19 protein-coding genes and 2 pseudogenes are annotated in these 20,527 nt (G+C 65.5%); 6 read left to right on the top strand and 15 right to left on the bottom strand.

Annotated features, from left to right (window positions below; all coding sequences use genetic code 11):
• Position 1: 1 nt before the first annotated feature.
• The 9 genes from ALC15_RS16390 to ALC15_RS16350 form a co-directional block, all read right to left on the bottom strand.
• Positions 2 to 940: a carbohydrate kinase family protein gene (locus ALC15_RS16390; protein ID WP_050628131.1), complete on the bottom strand. Its 939-nt coding sequence runs from the start codon at positions 938 to 940 to the stop codon at positions 2 to 4.
• 9 nt (positions 941 to 949) lie between these two features.
• A complete protein-coding gene (locus ALC15_RS16385; RefSeq protein ID WP_050628130.1) occupies positions 950 to 2,602 on the bottom strand; it encodes an FGGY-family carbohydrate kinase in 1,653 nt (550 codons plus the stop codon).
• Positions 2,603 to 2,629: 27 nt separating this feature from the next.
• Positions 2,630 to 3,403, bottom strand: a complete 774-nt coding sequence (locus tag ALC15_RS16380; protein WP_050628129.1) for an SDR family NAD(P)-dependent oxidoreductase — start codon at positions 3,401 to 3,403, stop codon at positions 2,630 to 2,632.
• Between the two features lie 100 nt (positions 3,404 to 3,503).
• On the bottom strand, positions 3,504 to 4,511 hold the full coding sequence (locus tag ALC15_RS16375) for an ABC transporter ATP-binding protein (protein ID WP_050628128.1): 1,008 nt from the start codon (positions 4,509 to 4,511) through the stop codon (positions 3,504 to 3,506).
• Positions 4,512 to 4,568: 57 nt separating this feature from the next.
• Positions 4,569 to 5,357: a carbohydrate ABC transporter permease gene (locus ALC15_RS16370; RefSeq protein WP_050628127.1), complete on the bottom strand. Its 789-nt coding sequence runs from the start codon at positions 5,355 to 5,357 to the stop codon at positions 4,569 to 4,571.
• A gap of 4 nt (positions 5,358 to 5,361) precedes the next feature.
• A complete protein-coding gene (locus tag ALC15_RS16365; RefSeq protein ID WP_024583852.1) occupies positions 5,362 to 6,234 on the bottom strand; it encodes a carbohydrate ABC transporter permease in 873 nt (290 codons plus the stop codon).
• A gap of 135 nt (positions 6,235 to 6,369) precedes the next feature.
• Positions 6,370 to 7,683: an ABC transporter substrate-binding protein gene (locus ALC15_RS16360; protein WP_050628126.1), complete on the bottom strand. Its 1,314-nt coding sequence runs from the start codon at positions 7,681 to 7,683 to the stop codon at positions 6,370 to 6,372.
• A gap of 157 nt (positions 7,684 to 7,840) precedes the next feature.
• Positions 7,841 to 8,794: a sugar-binding transcriptional regulator gene (locus tag ALC15_RS16355; RefSeq protein ID WP_050628125.1), complete on the bottom strand. Its 954-nt coding sequence runs from the start codon at positions 8,792 to 8,794 to the stop codon at positions 7,841 to 7,843.
• A 9-nt stretch (positions 8,795 to 8,803) separates the two neighbouring features.
• Positions 8,804 to 9,469 carry an HAD family hydrolase gene (locus ALC15_RS16350; protein ID WP_050628124.1) on the bottom strand — a complete coding sequence of 222 codons (666 nt, stop codon included), beginning with the start codon at positions 9,467 to 9,469 and terminating at the stop codon, positions 8,804 to 8,806.
• Positions 9,470 to 9,584: 115 nt separating this feature from the next.
• On the opposite strand from ALC15_RS16350, the pseudogene ybaL reads away from it, so the two are divergent.
• A pseudogene (gene ybaL, locus ALC15_RS16345) lies at positions 9,585 to 11,316 on the top strand (YbaL family putative K(+) efflux transporter).
• Between the two features lie 70 nt (positions 11,317 to 11,386).
• Positions 11,387 to 11,620, top strand: a complete 234-nt coding sequence (locus ALC15_RS16340) for a hypothetical protein (RefSeq protein ID WP_050628123.1) — start codon at positions 11,387 to 11,389, stop codon at positions 11,618 to 11,620.
• A 5-nt stretch (positions 11,621 to 11,625) separates the two neighbouring features.
• Here ALC15_RS16340 and ALC15_RS16335 read toward each other — a convergent pair whose 3' ends face one another.
• The 6 genes from ALC15_RS16335 to ALC15_RS16315 form a co-directional block, all read right to left on the bottom strand.
• Positions 11,626 to 11,850, bottom strand: a complete 225-nt coding sequence (locus tag ALC15_RS16335; RefSeq protein WP_016843345.1) for a hypothetical protein — start codon at positions 11,848 to 11,850, stop codon at positions 11,626 to 11,628.
• A gap of 94 nt (positions 11,851 to 11,944) precedes the next feature.
• A complete protein-coding gene (locus tag ALC15_RS46245) occupies positions 11,945 to 12,097 on the bottom strand; it encodes a chaperone modulator CbpM (protein WP_244486112.1) in 153 nt (50 codons plus the stop codon).
• Positions 12,079 to 12,219, bottom strand: a complete 141-nt coding sequence (locus ALC15_RS46240) for a hypothetical protein (protein ID WP_244486111.1) — start codon at positions 12,217 to 12,219, stop codon at positions 12,079 to 12,081. Before ALC15_RS46240 ends, ALC15_RS46245 begins: the two co-directional genes overlap by 19 nt.
• The gene (locus ALC15_RS16325; RefSeq protein WP_050628122.1) at positions 12,216 to 13,118 is read right to left on the bottom strand and encodes a DnaJ C-terminal domain-containing protein; all 903 of its coding nucleotides are present in this window, start codon (positions 13,116 to 13,118) and stop codon (positions 12,216 to 12,218) included. Before ALC15_RS16325 ends, ALC15_RS46240 begins: the two co-directional genes overlap by 4 nt.
• A 122-nt stretch (positions 13,119 to 13,240) precedes the next feature.
• Positions 13,241 to 13,423, bottom strand: coding sequence for a hypothetical protein (locus tag ALC15_RS16320; RefSeq protein WP_021081492.1), 183 nt, complete (start codon positions 13,421 to 13,423; stop codon positions 13,241 to 13,243).
• An 88-nt stretch (positions 13,424 to 13,511) separates the two neighbouring features.
• Entirely contained in the window at positions 13,512 to 14,897 is a 1,386-nt protein-coding gene (locus ALC15_RS16315; protein ID WP_094193919.1) for a YXWGXW repeat-containing protein, read from the bottom strand.
• A 619-nt stretch (positions 14,898 to 15,516) separates the two neighbouring features.
• Here ALC15_RS16315 and clpB point away from each other — a divergent pair.
• The 4 genes and pseudogenes from clpB (at position 15,517) to ALC15_RS16295 (ending at position 20,469) form a co-directional block, all read left to right on the top strand.
• Positions 15,517 to 18,129, top strand: a complete 2,613-nt coding sequence (clpB, locus tag ALC15_RS16310; RefSeq protein ID WP_050628120.1) for an ATP-dependent chaperone ClpB — start codon at positions 15,517 to 15,519, stop codon at positions 18,127 to 18,129.
• Between the two features lie 89 nt (positions 18,130 to 18,218).
• Positions 18,219 to 18,488, top strand: a complete 270-nt coding sequence (locus tag ALC15_RS16305; protein WP_050628119.1) for a DUF2171 domain-containing protein — start codon at positions 18,219 to 18,221, stop codon at positions 18,486 to 18,488.
• A 118-nt stretch (positions 18,489 to 18,606) separates the two neighbouring features.
• Entirely contained in the window at positions 18,607 to 19,662 is a 1,056-nt protein-coding gene (locus ALC15_RS16300; RefSeq protein WP_050628118.1) for a Dyp-type peroxidase, read from the top strand.
• Positions 19,655 to 20,469 (top strand): annotated as a pseudogene (locus ALC15_RS16295) (family 1 encapsulin nanocompartment shell protein). Before ALC15_RS16300 ends, ALC15_RS16295 begins: the two are co-directional and overlap by 8 nt.
• Positions 20,470 to 20,527: the final 58 nt, after the last annotated feature.

Genomic DNA, 20,527 nt, shown 5'->3' with positions numbered 1-20,527 from the left:
ACTACCAGGTGCCTGCAGGCAGCTCCCGGCTCCGCGGCGGATCGGCGCCGGCGCGGGTACAGGTGAAGGCGGCGCATTTGCAGGCAAAGGCCAGCGCGCGCGTGAGCTCGGCGGCGGAGATGTCGGCGAGCCGCAGCCGCGCGATCCGGTCCAGCCGGTGCAACGCGGCCAGCAGTGCGGCCTGAAAGCTGTCGCCGGCGCCGATCGTATCCACGACGTTCACCACCGGTGCCTTGACCTCGATCGGTCCGGCTTTGCGATGCCAGGCAGCGGCGCCATCATTGCCGCGCGTGATGACGACGAGCGACGCGCCGCCCGACAGCAGCGCCTCGGCCCTGTTGGCATAGGCCTCGTCGCCGAACAGATAGGCGAAGTCGACGTCCGACATTTTCACGATGTCGGCCTTGCCGCAGAACACCAGCATGCGTGCCCGATAGGCGTCCCTGTCCTTGACCAGATTCGGCCGGCAATTCGGGTCGAGCGCGATCGTCACGTTTGTCCTGATATCCTCGATGAAGGCCAACGTCTCAGCCGCGCCCTTGTCATGCACCAGCGTGGTCGAGCCGGTGTGCAGGCAGCTGACGCCGTCGAGCGCGATCGCGTCGCGCCGGTAGGTCCAGTTTCGCGCTGCGGTGTCGGCATCATAGAAGGCATATTGCGTCTCGGTGCCGGTGACGCGCGCAAAGGCGAGCGTGGCCTGATGATCGCTGCGCGTCGCGCGGCTGAGATCGACACCCGAGGCCGCGGCGTGATCGGCGATCATCTTGCCGAAGGTGTCGGTCGCGATGCCGCCGACAAAGCCGGTGGGCACATCGAGCCGCGCGCTGCCGATCGAGATGTTGAGGCAGGAGCCGCCGACAGCGGGCGTCATGGCCTCGCGTCCATCTGCCGTCCGCGACGGCAGGAAGTCGATCAGTGCATCTCCGCAGCTCAGCAGCATGCAAACACCTTAAGTCGGCGCCTCGCCGGGCGCCCGCTTCATCGCCTCGCGGCTGTCGCGATCGAGCGCCCGCAGCATCTTGTGCACGCCGCGCTTCCTGCGGTGGAAATCGGCCAGCTCGGGCCTGGTTGGCTCGCTCAGCCGCCCGAGCGCCGACATCCCGGCCATTGCGGAGTTAATTGAAGGATGTGCGCCGCTGGCGACCGCGCCCAGCATCGCGGCGCCGAGCAGCACCGGCTCCTGGGTTTGCGGCAACGCCACGGTGTAGCCTGTCGTGTCGGCCATGATCTGGCGCACCAGCGGGCTGCGGCTCGCGCCGCCGCCGATCACAATCGTCTTGCCGCTGACGCCATGAGCCTGCAACGCCTCGATCACGTCGGCGAGGCCATAGGCCAGCCCGCACAGGCCGGCGATGAACAACCGCTCCAGCGCCGACACGTCGGTATCGAGATCGAGCCCCGCGATCACCGCGCGCGAGCCGGGATCGGCATAGGGCGAACGGTTGCCGAGAAACTCCGGGAAGACATGAACGTTGCGCGCGAGCAGCGCGGCCGCGCCGGCATTGCCGCTGCGCGTCAGGATGCGCTTCTCGAGATACTCGATGACATCGACGCCGTCGCTCTTCGCCGCAGCCTGGACTTCAGCATGCGCCGGATGCGATTTGAGCAGATGGTCGATCGCGGCTCCCGCCGCCGATTGGCCCCCCTCGTTGAGCCAGAAGCCCGGCACCATGCCTTCGAAATACGGACCCCAGACGCCGGGCACGAAACAGGGATCGACCGTCGTCGCCATGATGCACGCCGACGTTCCCATGATGTAGGCCAATCGCTGGCAGACATCGACCTCGGCGCCGGAGCCGTCGCGTCCGCCGATCGCGCCGACGCCGCCGGCATGGGCATCGATCAGCGATGCGCCGACCGCGGTCCCTCGCATCAGGCCGAGATCGCGCGCGGCATCTTCCGACAGCCCGCGCGCGAGCGGCGAGCCGGGCGGCACGATCTCGGTGCCGATGCGCCCAAAGCGATCTGCGGCGAGCGCCTCGAGACCGACCCGCTTCAGGAAGGGCTCGCTCCAGCCGCCTTCGCCCGCGACATAGGTCCATTTGCAGGTCACCGTGCAGGTCGAACGCGCCAGCGAGCCGGAAGCACGGAACGAGAGATAATCGGCAAGATCGAAGAAGTGCCCGGCAGCCTCGAAGGTCGCGGGCAGATGCCGCTTCAGCCAGATGATCTTCGGGATCTCCATCTCCGGCGAGATGGCACCGCCGACATAGCGCAGCACGCGATCGCCGGTCGCGTTGACGAATTCGGTCTCGTCCATCGCGCGGTGATCCATCCAGACCACGACATTGCGCGCGGGATCGCCGGACGGGCTGACGGTGAGCGGCCGGCCTGCCCTATCGAGCACGACCAGCGAGCAGGTCGCGTCAAACCCGATGCCCTTGACGTGCTCGGCCGCGACCGCGGCCTCGCGCATTGCGTTGCGGACGGAGGCGACGCAGGCCGCCCAGATGTCGTCGGAGGATTGCTCGACGATATCGCCGGGCTCATGCCAGACCCGGATCGGATGCCGGGCCGAGCCCAGCAGCTTCCCGGCCTCGTCGAATACGCCGGCGCGGGCGCTGGTGCTCCCGACGTCCACCCCGATATAGGCTTGCCGCATTGTCGCTCCGTTATTTCCGGCGCGAGCTTACCAGCAAGTGTAGCCGCCATCGACCAGAACGATACTTCCGGTCATCAGGCTCGCGGCCTCGGAGGCCAGGAACAAGACCACGGAAGCGATCTCGTCGACCTGCCCCATCCGGGCCATCGGAGTTCCACCGATCCAGGCATCGTACATTTTGGGGCTGTTCTTCACGAAGGCGTTCAGCGGCGTCTCGATATAAGTCGGCGCCACCGCGTTGACGCGGACCCCGCGTGCGCCCCATTCGGCGGCGAGCGATTTGGTCAGATGATGCACCGCGGCCTTGGAGGCGTTGTAGAAGCATTGTTCCTGCGGCTTGTTGACGATGAAGCCGGACATCGAGCCGACATTGACGATGGTGCCGGATTTGGCCTTCAGCATGTGATTGCCGAAGGCGCGGCAGCACCAGAAGGTGCCGTTCAGATTGACGTCGATGACATTGAGCCAGTGCTCGTCGGTCACGGTCTCGGCCGGGGTCTCGCTACGGGCGATGCCGGCATTGTTGACCAGGATGTCAACCTTGCCGTACTTGCGCACCAGTTCGTCGGCGACCGCGGAGACGCGGCCAGAATCCGTCACATCCATCAGCGCGATATCCGCGTCGAAGCCTTTGGCCTTCAGCGCCGCCTGCGCATCATTGGCGACCTTGGCGTCGCGGTCGCCGATGACGACCTTGGCGCCAGCTTCGGCCAGCGCTTCGGCGCAGGCGAGCCCGATGCCCTGACCGGCGCCGGTGATGATGGCGGTCTTGCCGCCGAGCCTGAATTTCTCGAGATACATTTTCTTCTTCCTTTGCCTAGGGCCCGCGTGTCGCGGGCGTGCCGCCCCGGCCAGAGCGAGATCGACGGTGGAAATCGTCCGTGCTTTGCTTAACCATGCTCTAAGCGCGGATCGATTTTCCGCTGTCGTCGAAACGGTGGATGCGCGCCGGATCCGGAATCAGCGACACCTTGTCCCCCGGGTGCAGGTCAAGCTCGCCGATATAGCGCGCGGTCAGCATGCCCAGCGGCCCCGCATCGACATAGAGGAAGGTGTCGCTGCCGAGATGCTCGGCGACCGAGACCGTGCCGTGCCAGCCGCCCTGCCCGTCGCGCTCGACCTTCAGATGCTCCGGCCGCACGCCGATGGTGGCGGCGCCCTGCTGCTTTGCCAGATCGCCGGTGACGAAGTTCATCTTCGGCGAGCCGATGAAGCCGGCGACGAACAGGTTTGCCGGCTTCTCGTAGAGCTCGAGCGGCGAGCCGTATTGCTCGATCTTGCCGCTGTTCAGCACCACGATCTTGTCGGCCATCGTCATGGCCTCGACCTGGTCATGGGTGACGTAGATCGCCGTGGTGCCGAGCTGCTTCTGCAAGCGCGTCACTTCAAGCCGCATCTGCACCCGCAGCGCGGCGTCGAGGTTCGACAGCGGCTCGTCGAACAGAAACGCCTTGGGCTCGCGCACGATGGCGCGTCCGATCGCGACCCGTTGGCGCTGGCCGCCGGACAGCTCGCGCGGCTTGCGATCGAGATAGGGCGTGAGGTTGAGCGTGGCCGCGGCGGCCTCGACCTTGCGGTTGATCTCGTCCTTGGCCATGCCGGCCATCTTCAGGCCGAAGGCGATGTTGCCACGCACGCTCATATGCGGGTAGAGCGCGTAGGACTGGAACACCATCGACAGCCCGCGCTTGGCCGGCGGCACGTCGACCACATTGCGGCCGTCGATCAGGATGGCGCCGCCGGTGACGTCCTCGAGCCCTGCGATCAACCTGAGCAGCGTGGTCTTGCCGCAGCCGGACGGACCGACGAACACGACGAAGGAGCCGTCGGCGATGTCGAGGTCGGCGCCCTTGATGATATGGACCGGCCCGAACGATTTTTGCACACCCTGCAGCGTAATCTGACCCATGGAAAAGCCTTTCTGCTACTTGACCGCGCCGAAGGTCAGGCCGCGGACGAGCTGCCGCTAACTGAACCAGCCGAGCACGAGAATGGGCGCGATCGCGAGCGTCGACGCCGCCGACAATTTCGCCCAGAACAAGCCTTCCGGGCTGGAATAGGACGCGATGAACACGGTGAGCGGCGCGGCCTCCAGCGTCGACAGATTGAGGGTCCAGAACGCCTCGTTCCACGCCAGGATCAGGTTGAGCAGCATGGTCGAGGCGAGCCCCGGCACCGCCATCGGCGTCAGCACGTAGATCAGCTCGCGGCCGATCGTGGCACCGTCCATCCGCGCCGCCTCCAGGATGTCCTTCGGGATCTCCTTGAAATAGGTGAACAGCATCCAGATCACGATCGGCAGATTGCCGAGGCAGAGGATGAAGACCAGCCCGGTCCTTGTGTCGAGCAGGCCGACGGTGCGGAAGATCAGGTAGATCGGCACCAGCACGCCGACCGGCGGCATCATCTTGGTCGAGAGCATCCAGAGCAGGATGTCCTTGGTCCGCTTGGTCGGTGAGAACGCCATCGACCACGCCGCCGGGATCGCGATCAGCATCGCGATCAGGGTCGATCCCCCGGCGATGATGATCGAGTTGAGTGCATGGTGGAAATAGTCACTGCGCTCCTGCACCGTGACGTAGTTCTCCGTCGTCCAGTGGAAGAACAGGAACGATGGCGGGATCGCGAAGGCCTCAAGCTCGGTCTTGAAGCTCGCCAGCACCATCCAGAGGATCGGGAAGAAGATCAGGAAGCCGACCAGCCAGGCCGCCGCCGTCGAGATCACCTTGCGCCGTGTCGTGACCATCCGCGCCATGACGTTACGCCTCCAGATTCCGGCCGACGATGCGAACGAGGAAGAACGCGACGATGTTGGCGAGCACCACCGCGACCAGGCCGCCCGCCGAAGCACTGCCGACGTCGTACTGGATCAGCGCTTGCGAGTAGATCAGGAAGGCGATGTTGGTGGTCTGCAGGCCGGGGCCGCCGCCTGTGGTGACGAAGATCTCGGCGAACACCGTGAGCAGGAAGATGGTCTCGATCAGGATCACCACCGTGATCGGGCGCGCCAAATGCGGCAGCGTGATGTAGATGAAGGTCGAGATCGCGCTCGCGCCGTCCATCTCGGCCGCCTCCTTCTGCTCCTCGTCGAGCGATTGCAGCGCGGTCAAAAGGATCAGGGTCGCGAACGGCAGCCACTGCCAGGAGATGATCAGGATCACCGAGAACAGCGGCGCGTCGTTGAACCAGTCGATCGCCGGCAGGCCGAACAGATGCGCGATCCAGGCGAACAGGCCCGACACCGGATGCATCAACAGGTTCTTCCAGACCAGCGCGCTCACCGTCGGCATTACGAAGAACGGCGCGATCACCATCAGGCGGACGATCGAGAGCCCGACCACCTGCTGGTCGAGCAATAGCGCCAGCGGCACGCCGAGGATGATCGTGATCGCGAGCACCGAACCGACCAGCACCAGCGTGTTCTGCAGCGAGGCGAGGAAGGCCGGATCGGTGAGGAAGTAGCGGAAATTCTCCAGCCCGACGAAGGATTCGGAGCCCGGATCGAGCAGGTTGTAGTGCAGGGTCGCGAAGTAGATCGTGAGCGCCAGCGGCACGATCATCCAGATGAACAGCAGCGCCACGGCCGGCGTAAGCAGCGTGCGTGCAAGCAGTTGGGTCTGCTGGGTCGCCATCCCCGCCTCCTTCTTCAAGGAAAGGAGCGACCATCCCGCTGCGGGACAGGATGGTCGCGAGTGATCCAGCTCGGGAGGTCTAAGCTGGTCGGCGGCCAGGGCGTTCGACACGCCCTGGCGATCGGATCGCGCAGATTATTTGATGTAGCCCGCGCGCTTCATCTCGCGCTCGGTGGCGGACTGCGCAGCCGAGAGTGCAGCATCGACAGTGGTCGAGCCGGACAGCGCGGCCGAGAATTGCTGGCCCACCGCGGTGCCGATGCCCTGGAACTCAGGGATCGCCGCATATTGCACGCCGACATACGGCACCGGCTTCACGGTCGGGTGGCTGGGATCAGCCGCATCGATCGAGGCCAGGGTCATCTTGGCGAACGGTGCCGCCTTCAGATACTCGGGGTTCTGGTACAGCGAGGTCCGCGTTCCCGGAGGCACGTTGGACCAGCCTTCCTTCGACGCGACGAGCTTGGAATAGTCCTTGCTGGTCGCCCAGGCGATGAACTTCTCGGCCGCATCGACCTTCTTCGAGCCGGCGGGGATCGCCAGAGACCACGCCCACAGCCAGTTGGCGTTCTTGCCGAGGCCGGTGTTCGGCGCCAGCGCGAAGCCGACCTTGCCAGCGACCGTGGACTGCGCCGGGTTGGTCACGAAGGACGCCGCCACCGTGGCGTCGATCCACATCGCGCATTTGCCGGCGTTGAACAGAGCGAGGTTCTCGTTGAAGCCGTTGGAGGAGGCGCCGGGAGGGCCGGCCTGCTTCATCAGGTCGACATAGGTCGTGAGCGTCTTCTTCCATTCCGGCGAGTTGAACTGCGGCTCCCACTTCTCGTCGAACCAGCGCGCGCCGAAGGAATTGGCCATCGCGGTCAGGAACGCCATGTTCTCGCCCCAGCCGGCCTTGCCGCGCAGGCAGATGCCGTAGACGCCGGCCGACTTGTCGGTGAGCTTCTTCGCGGCGTCGACCACGAAGTCCCAGGTCGGGCTGTCCGGCATCTTCAGGCCGGCCTTGTCGAACAGGTCGGTACGGTACATCACCATCGAACTCTCGCCGTAGAACGGCGCGGCGTAGAGCTTGCCGTCGACCGACACCGCGTCCCTGATCTTCGGCAGGAGGTCATTGACGTCGTAATCGGCGCCGAGCTTGTCGAGCGGCACCAGCCAGTTCTTCTTGGCCCAGATCGGCACCTCATAGGTGCCGATGGTGAGCACGTCGAACTGGCCGCCCTTGGTGGCGATGTCGGTGGTCACGCGCTGCCGCAGCACGTTTTCCTCGAGCGTCACCCATTTGACGGTGATGTCGGGATTCTTCGCGGTGAATTCGCTGGTGAGCCCCTGCATGCGGATCATGTCGCCGTTGTTGACGGTCGCCACCGTCAGCGTGGTCTGGGCGATCGAGGGGGCAGAGATCAAAAGCGCAGCCGCGCCCGCAACGGCGCAAAGGACGTTTTTCAAGGTGACCTCCCTTATGTCACGTTGAGCATATGCCCACGTGTTGAGCGTATGTTCATCCCGTCGTCAAAGTTTGTCAAGCGCGTGGCTGCACCGTCCCGCGTGATCGCGGGTTCCACTGCACGCTGGAAGGGAGCGATTGCGGGAGCGAAGGAGGCGTTTAGCGGTCCAGAACGGCGCGCGCCGTCGCCTCATCGGTGATGAGGCCGTTGATCACCCGGCCCGCCAGTGCCGCCTTGATCGACGGCACTTTGGCTAGGCCGACCGCGGCCGCGATCGTGGTCGATACTGCGGGAATCTGCGGCGGAATGCTGGTGAGGCGCTTGTTGGTGCCGCCCTTGATCAGGCGGCCCTTGGCGTCATAGGCCCAGCCCGTCACCTCGCCGACAGCGCCGAGCCGCATCATCTCCAGCAGCTCCTCGCGGGTGACGAAGCCGTCGACATGGACCTGGGCCTTCTGGTCCATCTGGCCGATGCCGATCAGCCGCAGATCGGCCTTGGCGGCGACCGCCCTCACCCGCGCGATCGGATCGATGCGGACCATGCGGTTGCGCTCGTCCTCGCTCGACATCAGGAACGGCAGCGGCATCGGATAGTGGCGCGCACCGGTGCGGTCGGCGAGCCGGCCCACCGTGTCGTAGAAGCTCGCCGAGCCGTCGGCGGAGATGTTGCCGACCAGCGAGACGATCTGGTGATCGGGCCGCTCGATCGGCGAGACCCGCTCGACCGCGGCGCGCACCGCACGGCCGGTGCCGAGCGCCACGATGACCGGCGTCTCCGAGCGCAGCGTCATTTCGAGAAGATTGGCGCTGCGTTCGGCGATTCCCGCATTCGACAGCGGCGCCGCAGGATCGGTCGGCACCACGTCGCAATGCGCCAGATCGAACCGTTCCTTCAGCCGCGAGGCCAGCTCCATGCAGGCCGCGATCGGGTGTTCGAGGCGAAACGTGATCAGCCGTTCCGCGAGGCAGAGCGAAACCAGGCGCTGCGCCGAGGCACGCGACACCTGCAACATCTTGGCGATCTCATCCTGGGTGTGGCCCGCGATGAAATAAAGCCAGCCGGCGCGCGCCGCATCGTCGAGGCGGGACTTTTCGTTGTCGGGCGCAACCATCGTGCTGTGTCAGCCTTCCATCCAGAAATCACTCATCGCGGCGAAGATTCGATCCGCCCTAGCCTGCCGCAGCAGAGCACTGCCGTCCGCCAACCGATAGTGGGCGCCGCCGACAAATCCCCACACTTTCATGCCCGCGGCCTTTGCGGCGGTCACCCCGCTGACGCTGTCCTCGATCACAAGCGTGCGGCGCGGGTCGGCCCCCATCGCGCTCGACGCATGCAGGAACAGATCCGGCGCCGGCTTGCCGTGCTTGACCATCTGCGCGGTGTAGAGCCGTTGCCCGAAGCTGTCGGCAAGGCCGGTCAGCTCCAGTGAGAATTTGACCCGCTCGAGATCGCTCGACGAAGCGACACAATACGGCAGGCGCAGCTCCGCAAGCACGGCCGCGACGCCTGCGATCGGCTTTAGCCGGGTGCGGAAGGTCTCACGCACCTCGAGCGCCAGCTCGGGCAGGAAAGTCGCGGGCAACGGCTTTCCCATGCCCCGGCAATAGTCGGCCAGGGCCGCGGTGCTGCGCCCGAGAAAGAGTTCGAGCACCCGCTCGGTGCTCATATCGATGCCGATCCGGACCATCGCCTCGGCGAGGCAGCGGCAGCTCAATTCCTCGCTGTCGACGAGCACGCCGTCGCAGTCGAAGATGACCAGATCGGTCTCGGGAAGCCGCGGATCCATCCCGGCATGAGATCATATGCTCACGCCATGAGCAATAGATCACGGTTTCGCGCGCGGAATGCCGCGCCTCAAATGGTCGCGGTGCACCGCTGAGGATGCTGTGCGACAAGGCGAAATGCCGCATGACACACCTCTGATCGCGACCGTCGTCGCGGGCCTCGGACTTGCTTTCGTCTTCGGAACCATCGCCCAGCGCTTTCGGGTTCCGCCGCTTGTCGGTTATCTGCTCGCGGGCGTCGCCGTCGGCCCGTTCACGCCCGGCTTCGTCGCCGATCAGGCGCTGGCCACCGAGCTCGCCGAGCTCGGTATCATCCTGCTGATGTTCGGCGTCGGCCTGCATTTCTCGCTGAACGACCTGTTGTCGGTGCGCAAGATCGCGGTGCCCGGCGCGGTCGCGCAGATCGCGGTCGCGACACTGATGGGGCTCGGCCTGGCATTGCTGATGGGCTGGACCGTCGGCGCCGGCCTGGTGTTCGGACTGGCATTGTCAGTCGCAAGTACCGTCGTCTTGCTGCGCGCGCTGCAGGAGCGTCGCCTGATGGACACCGAACGCGGCAAGATCGCGGTCGGCTGGCTGATCGTCGAAGACCTCGCCATGGTGCTGGCGCTGGTGCTGTTCCCGGCGGTCGCGAGCTTCCAGGGCGGCGACGGCGCAGCGCTCGTCTCCGACCCGCTCGCCACCCGCTTCGGCCTCGGGTTGACCGGCGTGCTGGTGCTGACGCTGATCAAGATCGCCCTGTTCATCGCGCTGATGCTGGTGGTCGGACGCCGGCTGATCCCGTGGGTGCTGCATTATATCGCGCACACCGGCTCGCGCGAGCTGTTCCGCCTGACCGTGCTCGCGATCGCGCTCTGCATCGCGTTCGGCGCCACCAAGCTGTTCGGGGTGTCGCTGGCGCTCGGCGCCTTCTTCGCCGGGATGATGCTGCGGGAATCGCCGCTCAGCCAGCGCGCCGCCCAGGAAACGCTGCCGCTGCGCGACGCCTTCGCGGTGCTGTTCTTCGTCTCCGTCGGCATGCTGTTCGATCCGCTCAGCGTGGTGCGCGAGCCCTGGCCGTTCGTCGCAACACTGTTCGTCATCGTGGTCGGCAAGTCGCTCGCCGCGCTCATGATCGTCGTGCTGTTCCGCCACCCGATGGCGACCGCGCTGATGATCTCGGCGAGCCTTGCCCAGATCGGCGAATTCTCCTTCATCCTCGCCGAGCTCGGCGTCGCCCTCAACCTGCTGCCGAAAGCGGGCCGCGACCTGATCCTGGCCGGCGCAATCTTCTCGATCATGCTCAACCCGCTGGTGTTCGCGGTGGTCGACTGGCTGACGGCGCGGATCGAGAAGCCGGAGGCCACTTCGCCGACGGCCGCAACCGCCGAGCCGATCCCCGTCACGGACTTGCAGGATCATACCATCCTGGTCGGCTACGGCCGGGTCGGCAGCATCGTCGGCGATGCCCTGCATCAGCGCAACGCGCCGTTCCTCGCGGTCGAGCGTCCGACGACATGGTGGCAAGGCTCAAGCAGCGCGGCATCGAAGCCTGATGGGCAACGCCGCGCGCGCCAGCGTGTTGCGCGCGACCAATCCGTCGGGCGCGCGTTCGCTTGTGATCGCCATCCCCGAAGCGTTCGAGGCCGGACAGATCGTCGAGCAGGCGCGCGCCGCCAATGCAGATATCCAGATCATCGCGCGCGCGCATTCCGATGCCGAGGTCGATCATCTGAAGGGCCTCGGGGCCGACATCGTGATCATGGGCGAGCGCGAGATCGCCCGCGGCATGATCGAGGAGCTCGATCGGCGACACGCAGCCGTGGCCACGCAACATGCGCCGGCCGCCAGGGAAGATTCCGCAGCTTGAGGTGACGGCACGCACGGGCCGGCGCGGTATTCCCGCGCCTCTGCGATCACGCGATAGAAGGAGACAGGATATGGCGTTCAAGAGCCCGCACGTTTCGCTGGTGTCGTTCTCGATCGAGATCGGCAAGGACATAACGACCAGTGTGATGCAGATCGAGACCGATTTGCACCTGAATGCGCGCCATCCGAGCTACGACGCGGCCGCGGCGGAGCGGCTGGTGCGCGATGCGCAGACCTATCTCGCCGGCAATGCCGACCAGATCACGCAGATCCGGCTGGTCTCCACCCGCAGCGGCCAGACCTGAGGAAGTCATCCGCCGAGAAACGCGGGCGCCAGATCTTCCTGCACGATGATGTTGGCGGCTTCCGTCGTCAGCTCGCTGCCGACGAGGTCGAGATTCTTTGCAGCCTCGAACAGCATCGAGCGGACGTCGTCCGGCGTCAGCACGCCCTTTGCGATCAGCTTGCGCACCAGCGCCTGCAGAATGAGAACGTCTATCTCGCCGTGGGCCAGCGGCGTCGGCTTGTCCGTCATGATCGTCTCCCGGGTCTGACGTTCGACTCAGACGAGCTTGTTGTTTGAGCATGATCGTTTCGGAAAACCGCTTCGCACTTTTCCGGATCATGCTCTAGCGCGGCGGTGACGCGATATCCTTGTGCAATTGCTCGAATGCTCGGCGCAGGCCGTGCAGCTGATCGACCAGATGAAGGATGACGTCGATGCCCTCGTCGTTGACGCCGAAGTCGCCCTTCAAATCCCGGATCAGATGCGCGCGCGCCACGTCGGTGTCGGAGAAACTGAGTCGTGAGTCGTCTGCTCCGGAACCAGCCATTGCTGCTCGATCCAGAACTCCAGGGTCTGCACCTCGAGACCCGCATCGATGAGGAATTGCTGCTTGTTCATGACGCACCATCCTCGCGCGGATTGAAGCCCTTGCGATCCCAGCTCGATACGAACGCCTCGAGCGCGGGATCGGGCCCTTTGGGCAGGACCACCTTGAGCTTGACGAGTTCATCGCCGTGGCCGCCGCCGACCTTGGGCGCACCCTTGCCGCGCAACCGCATCGTCGTGCCGGTGTTCGAGCCCTTCGGAACCGTCATGGTAACCGCGCCGGTCGGCGTCGGAACATTGACCTTGCCGCCGAGCACGGCTTCCGAGAGCGAGATCGGCAATTCCAGCGCGATGTCGTCGCCATCACGGGTGAAGCGCGGATCGGGGCGAACGTCGACCTCGATCAGTGCGTCGCCGGGACCGCCCTTGCCGCTGCCGGGCATCCCCTTGCCTCGCAGACGAATGACCTGTCCGTCAATGAGTCCCGCCGGGATCGTCACGTCGAGCGTGCCGCCGTCGGGCAATGTCAGCCGCTTGCTGGCCCCGGTGATCGATTCCGCGAAATCGATCACAAGGCTGTAGTGCAGGTCGCGGCCGCGCCGGTTGGCGCGCGCCTGCTCGGTACGCCGGAGCAATTCTGCGAACGCGTCGTCCTGGTCCATATAGTCGGCATAGCCGGAGCTGTCCGCGTAAGGGTGTCCCTGATCCGCGGTGGCGAAATCCCGGTAGTAGCGATGCTGCGGCCGCTCGGCGCCGCTGGCGTCGATCTCGCCGGCGTCGAAGCGCTTGCGCTTCTCGGCATCGCCGAGCAGATCGTTCGCGGCGGCGACTTCCTTGAACTTGTCCTCGGCCGCCTTGTCGCCCGGATTGAGATCCGGGTGCAGCTTCTTGGCCAGCTTGCGATAGGCCTTCTGGATGTCGGCCGCAGACGCCGTCGGGGCAACGCCAAGGACCTCGTACGGATTTCTCACAACCTGCTCCGCAACACCGTGAGTGCACCTGCAATCATGAGGGCGCAAAAGCCGGCGATTTGCAAGTGCGCAGGCGCGCCGCCCGCGAACAGGCGCCGCGACATGGGCTCAGATCACGGGCGCTACGAGGTATGTCCGGGGTCCAGATATTTCGGCATGTTCTTTTCCTGCTGCGGCGTCATCTTGGCGGTGTCCGGCTTGCCCGGCACCCCCCTCGGCCCGAGCAGGGCCCGCTGCATGTCGTCCTCGCTCAAGCGAGGCTTGCCGTCGTCGAGCTGTCCGTCGCCACCGTGACTCTGTGCCATGACCGACCTCCAGTGATGAGCGATTGTGCGCGGGCAGAAAAGAGTGCGCGCTCCGCCGGTACGGGCCGGCGGAGCGCGAGATCATATCCTAATGTTGCTCCTGCCGCTTCTCCTCTGCGGGATGACCGGCAGGCGCAGCATGCGGCGGCGCCTGAACGTGCGGCGGGGCCTGGACGTGCGGCTCCGGCCGGGCCGCCTGCTGCGGATGCGCTTCGGGACGTGCTGCCGGCTCCGGCCGTGCCTCGGGCCTTGCTGCCTGCTCAGGCCGCGCGACCGGCTTCGCGGCTGGCTCGGGCCGCGGTTCTTCCTTCCGTACTTCCGGTGCGGCAGGCCGCGCCGCTTCCGTTGCAGGCCGCGGTTCGACCTTGGGCGCGGCGGCAGGTGCTGCGCGCTTGTCTTCGACCGCGGGCTTGTTCGCCTCGACGGGTGGATGCGCAGCAACGCCCTTCTCGGGGACCGGAAGCGCGTGCGAGCCGGCAGCCGCCGGTGCAGCAGGATGCGGCTCGACCTTCGTCTCAGGCGTGGGAGCTGCGTGCTTCTCCTCGACCGCAGGCTTGTTCTCCTGAGCGGTCGGATGCGCCGCGGGAACTTCCTTCCCCGGGACCGGGAGCGCATGAGAGGCAGCCGGTGCATTCGCAGTCGCAGGCGCGGGTGCCGCTGGGGTCCCTGGCCGCGCCGGCTCCCCGGCCGCCGGCTTTGCGGCGGTGGCAGGCACGGCCTCGCCGGCCGGACGCGCGCGGACCACGCCCGGTCCCTTCAACTCGCCGGGACGCGCGGTTGCGCCGACCGCCGGCACGCCATTGTTGGCGCGCTTGAACAGGCTCGGATCCTGGCTTGCGGTCTCGACCTGCTTGCGCTGCAACGGCGTCGCCGCGAAATGCTGCTCCTTGGCGACTGCGCGATCCGCAGCAGTCGGCCGCGCCTCGATGCCGCCGGTGCCGCCATTGTAGCTGACGTTGTTGACGGTGGTCTGGTTGATCGTGACGTTCTTCTCGTAGACGTTGTTGATCTGCGCGCCCTGCAGATTGTTCACGGTGCGATTGTAAAAGAAGTTGCCGTGATCCCAGCGGCCGCCTTCATAGCCTGAACCGCCGTAGCCGAAACCGTAATTGATGCCGCCGTAGAAGCCGACGCGATCGCCCCAATAGCCCTGATGGAAAATGAAGCCGCCACCGAATGCGCCCCAGTAGCCGGGAGTCCACAACAGCCCGACGCGCGGCGGCTGCACCCAGGTGCCCGGCACCCAGTAGTAATCGCCGCGATCATCGTCCCACGACCAATTGCCCGGCGACCACATGTAGCCCGGCCCAGGCACCGGCGGCTGATCGTACGTCGGCAACGGCGGCGGCGGAGAGTCGACAGCAGAGACCGGCGCACATGCGGCATCCTGCGCGATTGCCGGCACAGCGGAGACATAGAACAGCGCCGTTGCAATCGCTGCACACGACACGGTCGATAGAAGACGAGTGGTCATTGGGAGCCTCTTCGATGAGCACGTCTGTTGAACGTGAGAACCGGAACAAGAGTTCCGTGCATCGGCAATGCACCGACACACTTCATCGCTAGCGCCTTCACCTTACACCAGCCTGAAACGCAACGACGCAACCGGAAACGCGCTCGCGCCGTCATTCATCGGCGGTTCAGAGTGCACAGTGGTGCAGCATCCATGATTCAATGGAACATTGCGCGATGCACGTCTGCATCATCGCGTGCACTGTACGAGGTGCGAGATGATCGCTACCGAAATCGCGAACATGATTTCGGCTTTCATGCGATTGCAGCGCTCCGGACTTGCCGCATTGCCCGCCTCGCAGAGCACCGCGATCGGCACCATCGGCGCGATACACGTGCATCTTGCCGGCACATCCCGTAGCAGTACCTCCGGATGAGTGCCAACGGCCGCGCTCCGCGATTGACACTCCCCTGAAACGACCACACGATGCGGGCCACGGCAGCATCAGGCCCGCGGTTTTCCGCCGGTGCAAATGCACTGGGCTGCCGCATGATGGATGTCAGCGTTCCGCCATCTGTCGCCGGCGGCAATGCATGGCATACCTGATTTCGACGAGCCTTTGCCGCCCTGAGGTGCCACCATGAATATTGAAAAATATACCGATCGCGTCCGCGGCTTCATTCAGTCGGCACAATCGCTCGCGATGCGCGAGGGACACCAGCAGTTCTCGACGCTCCACATTCTCAAGGTGCTGCTCGACGACCCCGAAGGCCTCGCGGCGGGGCTGATCGACCGGGCCGGCGGCAACTCGCGCGCGATCCTCAAGGCGACCGAGGACGCGCTGGCGAAGGTGCCGAAGGTCAGCGGCGGCGGCTCCGGACAAATCTACCTGGCGCCGGAGACCGCGCGCGCCTTCGCCGCGGCGGAACAGGCCGCCGACAAGGCCGGCGACAGCTTCGTCTCGGTCGAACGCCTGCTGCAGGCGCTCGCCGCCGACAAGGACAGCGACGCCGGCAAATTGCTCGCCAAGGGCGGCGTCAATCCGCAGAATCTGAATGCAGCCATCAACGCGCTGCGCAAGGGCCGCACCGCTGATAGCGCGTCGGCGGAGAATGCCTATGATGCGCTGAAGAAATACGCCCGCGACCTCACCCAGGCGGCGCGCGACGGCAAGCTCGATCCGGTGATCGGCCGCGACGAGGAAATTCGCCGCACCATCCAGGTGCTGTCACGCCGGACCAAGAACAATCCCGTTCTGATCGGCGAACCCGGCGTCGGCAAGACCGCGATCGTCGAGGGGCTGGCGCTGCGCATCGTCAATGGCGACGTGCCGGAAAGCCTGCAGGACAAGGCGCTGCTCGGGCTCGATCTGGGCGCGCTGATTGCCGGGGCGAAGTATCGCGGCGAGTTCGAGGAACGGCTCAAGGCCGTGCTGCAGGAGGTGACATCCGCCGAAGGCGGCATCATCCTGTTCATCGACGAAATGCACACCCTGATCGGAGCCGGCAAGGGCGACGGCGCGATGGACGCCTCGAACCTGCTGAAGCCCGCGCTTGCCCGCGGTGAGCTGCATTGCATCGGCGCCACCACGCTCGACGAATATCGCAAGCATGTCGAGAAGGACCCGGCGCTGGCCCGGCGCTTCCAGCCGGTGTTCGTGTCCGAGCCGACGGTCGAGGACACCATTTCGATCCTGCGCGGCCTCAAGGACAAATACGAGCAGCATCACGGCGTGCGCATCGCGGATTCGGCGCTGGTCGCCGCCGCCACGCTGTCGAACCGCTACATCACCGACCGCTTCCTGCCCGACAAGGCGATCGACTTGATGGATGAGGCCGCAGCCCGGCTGAAGATGCAGGTCGATTCCAAGCCGGAAGAACTCGACTCGCTCGACCGCGAGATCATCCGGCTCAAGATCGAGCAGGAGGCGCTGAAGAAGGAGACCGATCTCGGCTCCAGGAGCCGACTGCAGACCCTCGAGAAGGATCTCGTGGACCTCGAGAAAAAATCGGCGGACATGACGTCGCGATGGCGCTCGGAGAAAAGCAAGCTCTCCGATGCACAGAAGATGAAGGGCGAGCTCGAGCAATTGCGCACCGAGCTCGCCAACGCGCAGCGCAAGGGCGAATTCCAGAAGGCAGGCGAGCTGGCCTATGGCCGTATTCCCGAGTTGGAGAAGAAGCTCGCGGCGGTCGAGGCCAGCGAGACCTCGTCCGCTAGCGAGACCGTGACCGCCGACAACATCGCGCAGGTGGTGTCGCGCTGGACGGGTGTCCCGGTCGACAAGATGCTGGAAGGCGAGAAGGACAAGCTGCTGCGCATGGAGGAGATGCTCGGCAAGCGCGTCGTCGGCCAGGCCGAGGCCGTGCGCGCCGTGTCGACCGCGGTGCGCCGCGCGCGCGCCGGACTGCAGGATCCGAACCGGCCGATCGGCTCGTTCATGTTCCTGGGCCCAACCGGCGTCGGCAAGACCGAGCTCGCAAAGGCGCTCGCCGAATATCTGTTCGACGACGAGACCGCGATGATCCGCCTCGACATGTCTGAATACATGGAGAAGCACTCGGTCTCGCGGCTGATCGGCGCCCCGCCCGGCTATGTCGGTTATGACGAGGGCGGCGCGCTGACCGAAGCGGTGCGGCGGCGGCCCTACCAGGTGGTGCTGTTCGACGAGATCGAGAAGGCGCACCCGGATGTCTTCAACGTGCTGCTGCAAGTGCTCGACGACGGCCGCCTCACCGACGGCCAGGGCCGCACCGTCGATTTCCGCAACACGCTGATCATCATGACCTCGAACATCGGCGCGGAGTATCTCGTCAACCAGCCGGAGGGGCAGAGCACGAGCGCGGTGCGCGAGCAGGTGATGAACATGGTGCGGGCGCATTTCCGCCCCGAATTCCTCAACCGCATCGACGAGATCATCCTGTTCCACCGGCTGCAGAAGAGCGACATGGGACGGATCGTCGAGATCCAGTTCGCGCGGCTGCGCAGGCTGCTCGAGGATCGCAAGATCGATCTCGAGCTCGACCCCAAGGCGCGCGACTGGCTGGCGGAGAAAGGCTGGGATCCGGCCTATGGCGCCCGCCCGCTGAAGCGGGTGATCCAGCGCAGCGTGCAGGATCCGCTCGCCGAGATGATTCTTTCCGGCGACGTACGCGACGGCTCGCAGGTGAAGCTCTCCGCCACCAAGGCCGGCCTCACCTTCAACGGCAAGAAACCGGAGAACGCGGCGGCAGACGAATTCGAGCCGGTGTGAGGCAAGCCCCGGACTGCCAACGACGCGCTGTCATCGCCGCGTCGTCTGCCGGCATCATATGCAAGCTGACCTCAACAAGGGAGAGCGCCATGACGCAGCAGAACATCAAGGACAACATGGAGGTCATCGGCGCCGACGGCGTGCATGTCGGCACTGTCGATCACGTCGAAGGCAACCGTATCAAGCTCAAGAAGAGCGAGAGCGACGGCTTCCACAAGGGCCATCACCACTATATCGAGCTCGGCTTCGTCGCCGGCGTCGAAGGCTCCAAGGTTCGGCTGTCGGCCAACGCCGCCATCGCGGTGACCCTCGAGGAGGAGAAGTCCGGCAAGCCTGTTGGTCCGTCCGCGGAGGCCTAGCAATCCGGGCTCTTGTAAAGGCTCCGATGGCATGCTCCTCTCTGGCTGTCTGGACGCCGATCTGGCGTCCGGCCTGCCTTTTGTCGTCGTGGAAGTGCCGTTAGTTAAGGAGACCTGCGTGCCATCAGCCGTTCCGCAACCCGTCGCTGCGAAGCTGACGCGCGCGGCCATCTTCCTTGCGGTCACTATCAAGCCCGATCCGGAATTCGATGCGGTGGTGCGCTCGCTCTGCGCCGATGTTGCCGCGCTGGTGCGCGCCGTGGGCTTCCGCGATCTCGAGGGACGGCTGTCCTGCGTCATGGGCATCGGCTCTGACGCCTGGGACCGGCTGTTCGGCGCGCCGAAGCCGCAGGGCCTGCATCCATTCCGCGAGATCAACGGCGTCCACCACGCGGTTGCGACACCGGGCGACCTGCTGTTTCACATCCGTGCCGTGCCGATGGACCTGTGCTTCGAGCTGGCGACCCAGATCATGTCACGGCTCGGCGATGCCGTTGCCACCTCGGACGAGGTGCATGGCTTCAAGTATTTCGACGAGCGCGACCTGCTCGGCTTTGTCGACGGCACCGAGAACCCGCAGGATCAGGCGGCGCTGGAGGCCACCATCATCGGTGACGAGGACGCGGCCTTCGCCGGCGGCAGCTATGTGATCGTACAAAAATACCTGCACGACATGAAGAAGTGGAACGAGCTGCCGGTCGAGATGCAGGAGAAGATCATCGGCCGCACCAAGCTGTCCGACATCGAGCTCGACGATGCGGTGAAGCCGAGCTACGCGCACAACGCGCTGACGACGATCGTCGAGAACGGCGAAGAGCTCGATATCGTCCGCGACAACATGCCGTTCGGCAGCGTCAGCAAGGGCGAGTTCGGCACCTATTTCATCGGCTATGCAAAATCCCCGCACCGGATCGAGCAGATGCTGGAGAACATGTTCGTCGGCAAGCCGCCGGGCAATTACGATCGCCTGCTCGACTTCAGCCGCGCGGTGACCGGCACGCTGTTCTTTGTCCCGTCGGCGACCTTCCTGGAGGATGTCACCGCCGAGGCGCCGGCGGCCGCTGAACCGTCCCTCGATGACGCTGGAGCCGACGAGGCGCCTGCACCAAGAATAACGCCGGCCGACGGCTCGCTCGGCATCGGCTCACTGAAAGGAGACGCTGGACATGAATAATCTCCATCGGGGACTGGCCCCCATCTCAGACGCGGCATGGGCCCAGATCGAAGAGGAAGCCTCGCGCACGTTGAAGCGCCATCTGGCGCGCGCCGTGTCGTCGACGTCGACGGTCCGAAGGGAACGGATTTCTCCGCGGTCGGCACCGGCCATCTCAAGAAGATTGCGACGCCCGGCGACGGGGTCGAGGCGACGCAGCGCGAGGTCCGCGCGCTGGTCGAGCTGCGCGTGCCGTTCGAGCTGTCGCGCCAGGCGATCGACGATGTCGAGCGCGGCGCGAATGATTCCGACTGGGATCCGCTCAAGCAAGCCGCGCGGAAGATCGCCTTCGCCGAGGATCGCGCGGTGTTCGATGGCTACGCCGCCGCCGGCATTCAGGGCATCCGCCAGGGCACCAGCAACCGGGTGCTGACGCTGCCGCCGAGCATCAAGAATTACCCTGCCGTGGTCGCGCAGGCGGTGAGCCAGTTGCGGCTCGCCGGCGTCAACGGCCCCTACACGCTGCTGCTCGGCACCGAGCCCTATACCGCGATCGGCGGCGCGACCGACGATGGATATCCAGTGCTGCAACACATCCAGCGCCTGATCGACGGCAAGATCATCTGGGCGCCTGCCATCCAGGGCGGCGTGCTGCTGACCACCCGCGGCGGCGATTTCCAGCTCTCGATCGGCCAGGACCTGTCGATCGGCTATCTCAGCCACTCTGCGACCTCGGTCCAGCTGTATTTCCAGGAGACCATCACGTTCCTGATGCTGACGAGCGAAGCGTCGGTCGTGCTGGCGCCGGAGGCGAAGAAACGCGCTTAGCCTTGCCGGCGTTCACTCTTCCGGGAAGCTTCGGCCGTTGCCGGAGCTCGCGTTGAAC

It is taken from the genome of Bradyrhizobium viridifuturi (assembly GCF_001238275.1).
Taxonomy (GTDB): Bacteria; Pseudomonadota; Alphaproteobacteria; order Rhizobiales; family Xanthobacteraceae; genus Bradyrhizobium; species Bradyrhizobium viridifuturi.
This window is presented reverse-complemented; position numbering and strand designations above follow the sequence as displayed.

What these genes read in the sequence shown, in the direction of transcription:
- ALC15_RS16390 (WP_050628131.1), bottom strand. Translation starts at nt 940, where the DNA reads ATGCTGCTGAGCTGCGGAGATGCACTGATCGACTTCCTGCCGTCGCGG.
- ALC15_RS16305 (WP_050628119.1), top strand. Translation starts at nt 18,219, where the DNA reads ATGACGCAGCAGAACATCAAGGACAACATGGAGGTCATCGGCGCCGAC.
- clpB (WP_050628120.1), top strand. Translation starts at nt 15,517, where the DNA reads ATGAATATTGAAAAATATACCGATCGCGTCCGCGGCTTCATTCAGTCG.
- ALC15_RS16355 (WP_050628125.1), bottom strand. Translation starts at nt 8,794, where the DNA reads ATGGTTGCGCCCGACAACGAAAAGTCCCGCCTCGACGATGCGGCGCGC.
- ALC15_RS16370 (WP_050628127.1), bottom strand. Translation starts at nt 5,357, where the DNA reads ATGGCGCGGATGGTCACGACACGGCGCAAGGTGATCTCGACGGCGGCG.
- ALC15_RS16320 (WP_021081492.1), bottom strand. Translation starts at nt 13,423, where the DNA reads ATGGCACAGAGTCACGGTGGCGACGGACAGCTCGACGACGGCAAGCCT.
- ALC15_RS16385 (WP_050628130.1), bottom strand. Translation starts at nt 2,602, where the DNA reads ATGCGGCAAGCCTATATCGGGGTGGACGTCGGGAGCACCAGCGCCCGC.
- ALC15_RS16365 (WP_024583852.1), bottom strand. Translation starts at nt 6,234, where the DNA reads ATGGCGACCCAGCAGACCCAACTGCTTGCACGCACGCTGCTTACGCCG.
- ALC15_RS16315 (WP_094193919.1), bottom strand. Translation starts at nt 14,897, where the DNA reads ATGACCACTCGTCTTCTATCGACCGTGTCGTGTGCAGCGATTGCAACG.
- ALC15_RS46240 (WP_244486111.1), bottom strand. Translation starts at nt 12,219, where the DNA reads ATGAACAAGCAGCAATTCCTCATCGATGCGGGTCTCGAGGTGCAGACC.
- ALC15_RS16375 (WP_050628128.1), bottom strand. Translation starts at nt 4,511, where the DNA reads ATGGGTCAGATTACGCTGCAGGGTGTGCAAAAATCGTTCGGGCCGGTC.
- ALC15_RS16350 (WP_050628124.1), bottom strand. Translation starts at nt 9,469, where the DNA reads ATGGATCCGCGGCTTCCCGAGACCGATCTGGTCATCTTCGACTGCGAC.
- ALC15_RS16340 (WP_050628123.1), top strand. Translation starts at nt 11,387, where the DNA reads ATGGCGTTCAAGAGCCCGCACGTTTCGCTGGTGTCGTTCTCGATCGAG.
- ALC15_RS16335 (WP_016843345.1), bottom strand. Translation starts at nt 11,850, where the DNA reads ATGACGGACAAGCCGACGCCGCTGGCCCACGGCGAGATAGACGTTCTC.
- ALC15_RS16380 (WP_050628129.1), bottom strand. Translation starts at nt 3,403, where the DNA reads ATGTATCTCGAGAAATTCAGGCTCGGCGGCAAGACCGCCATCATCACC.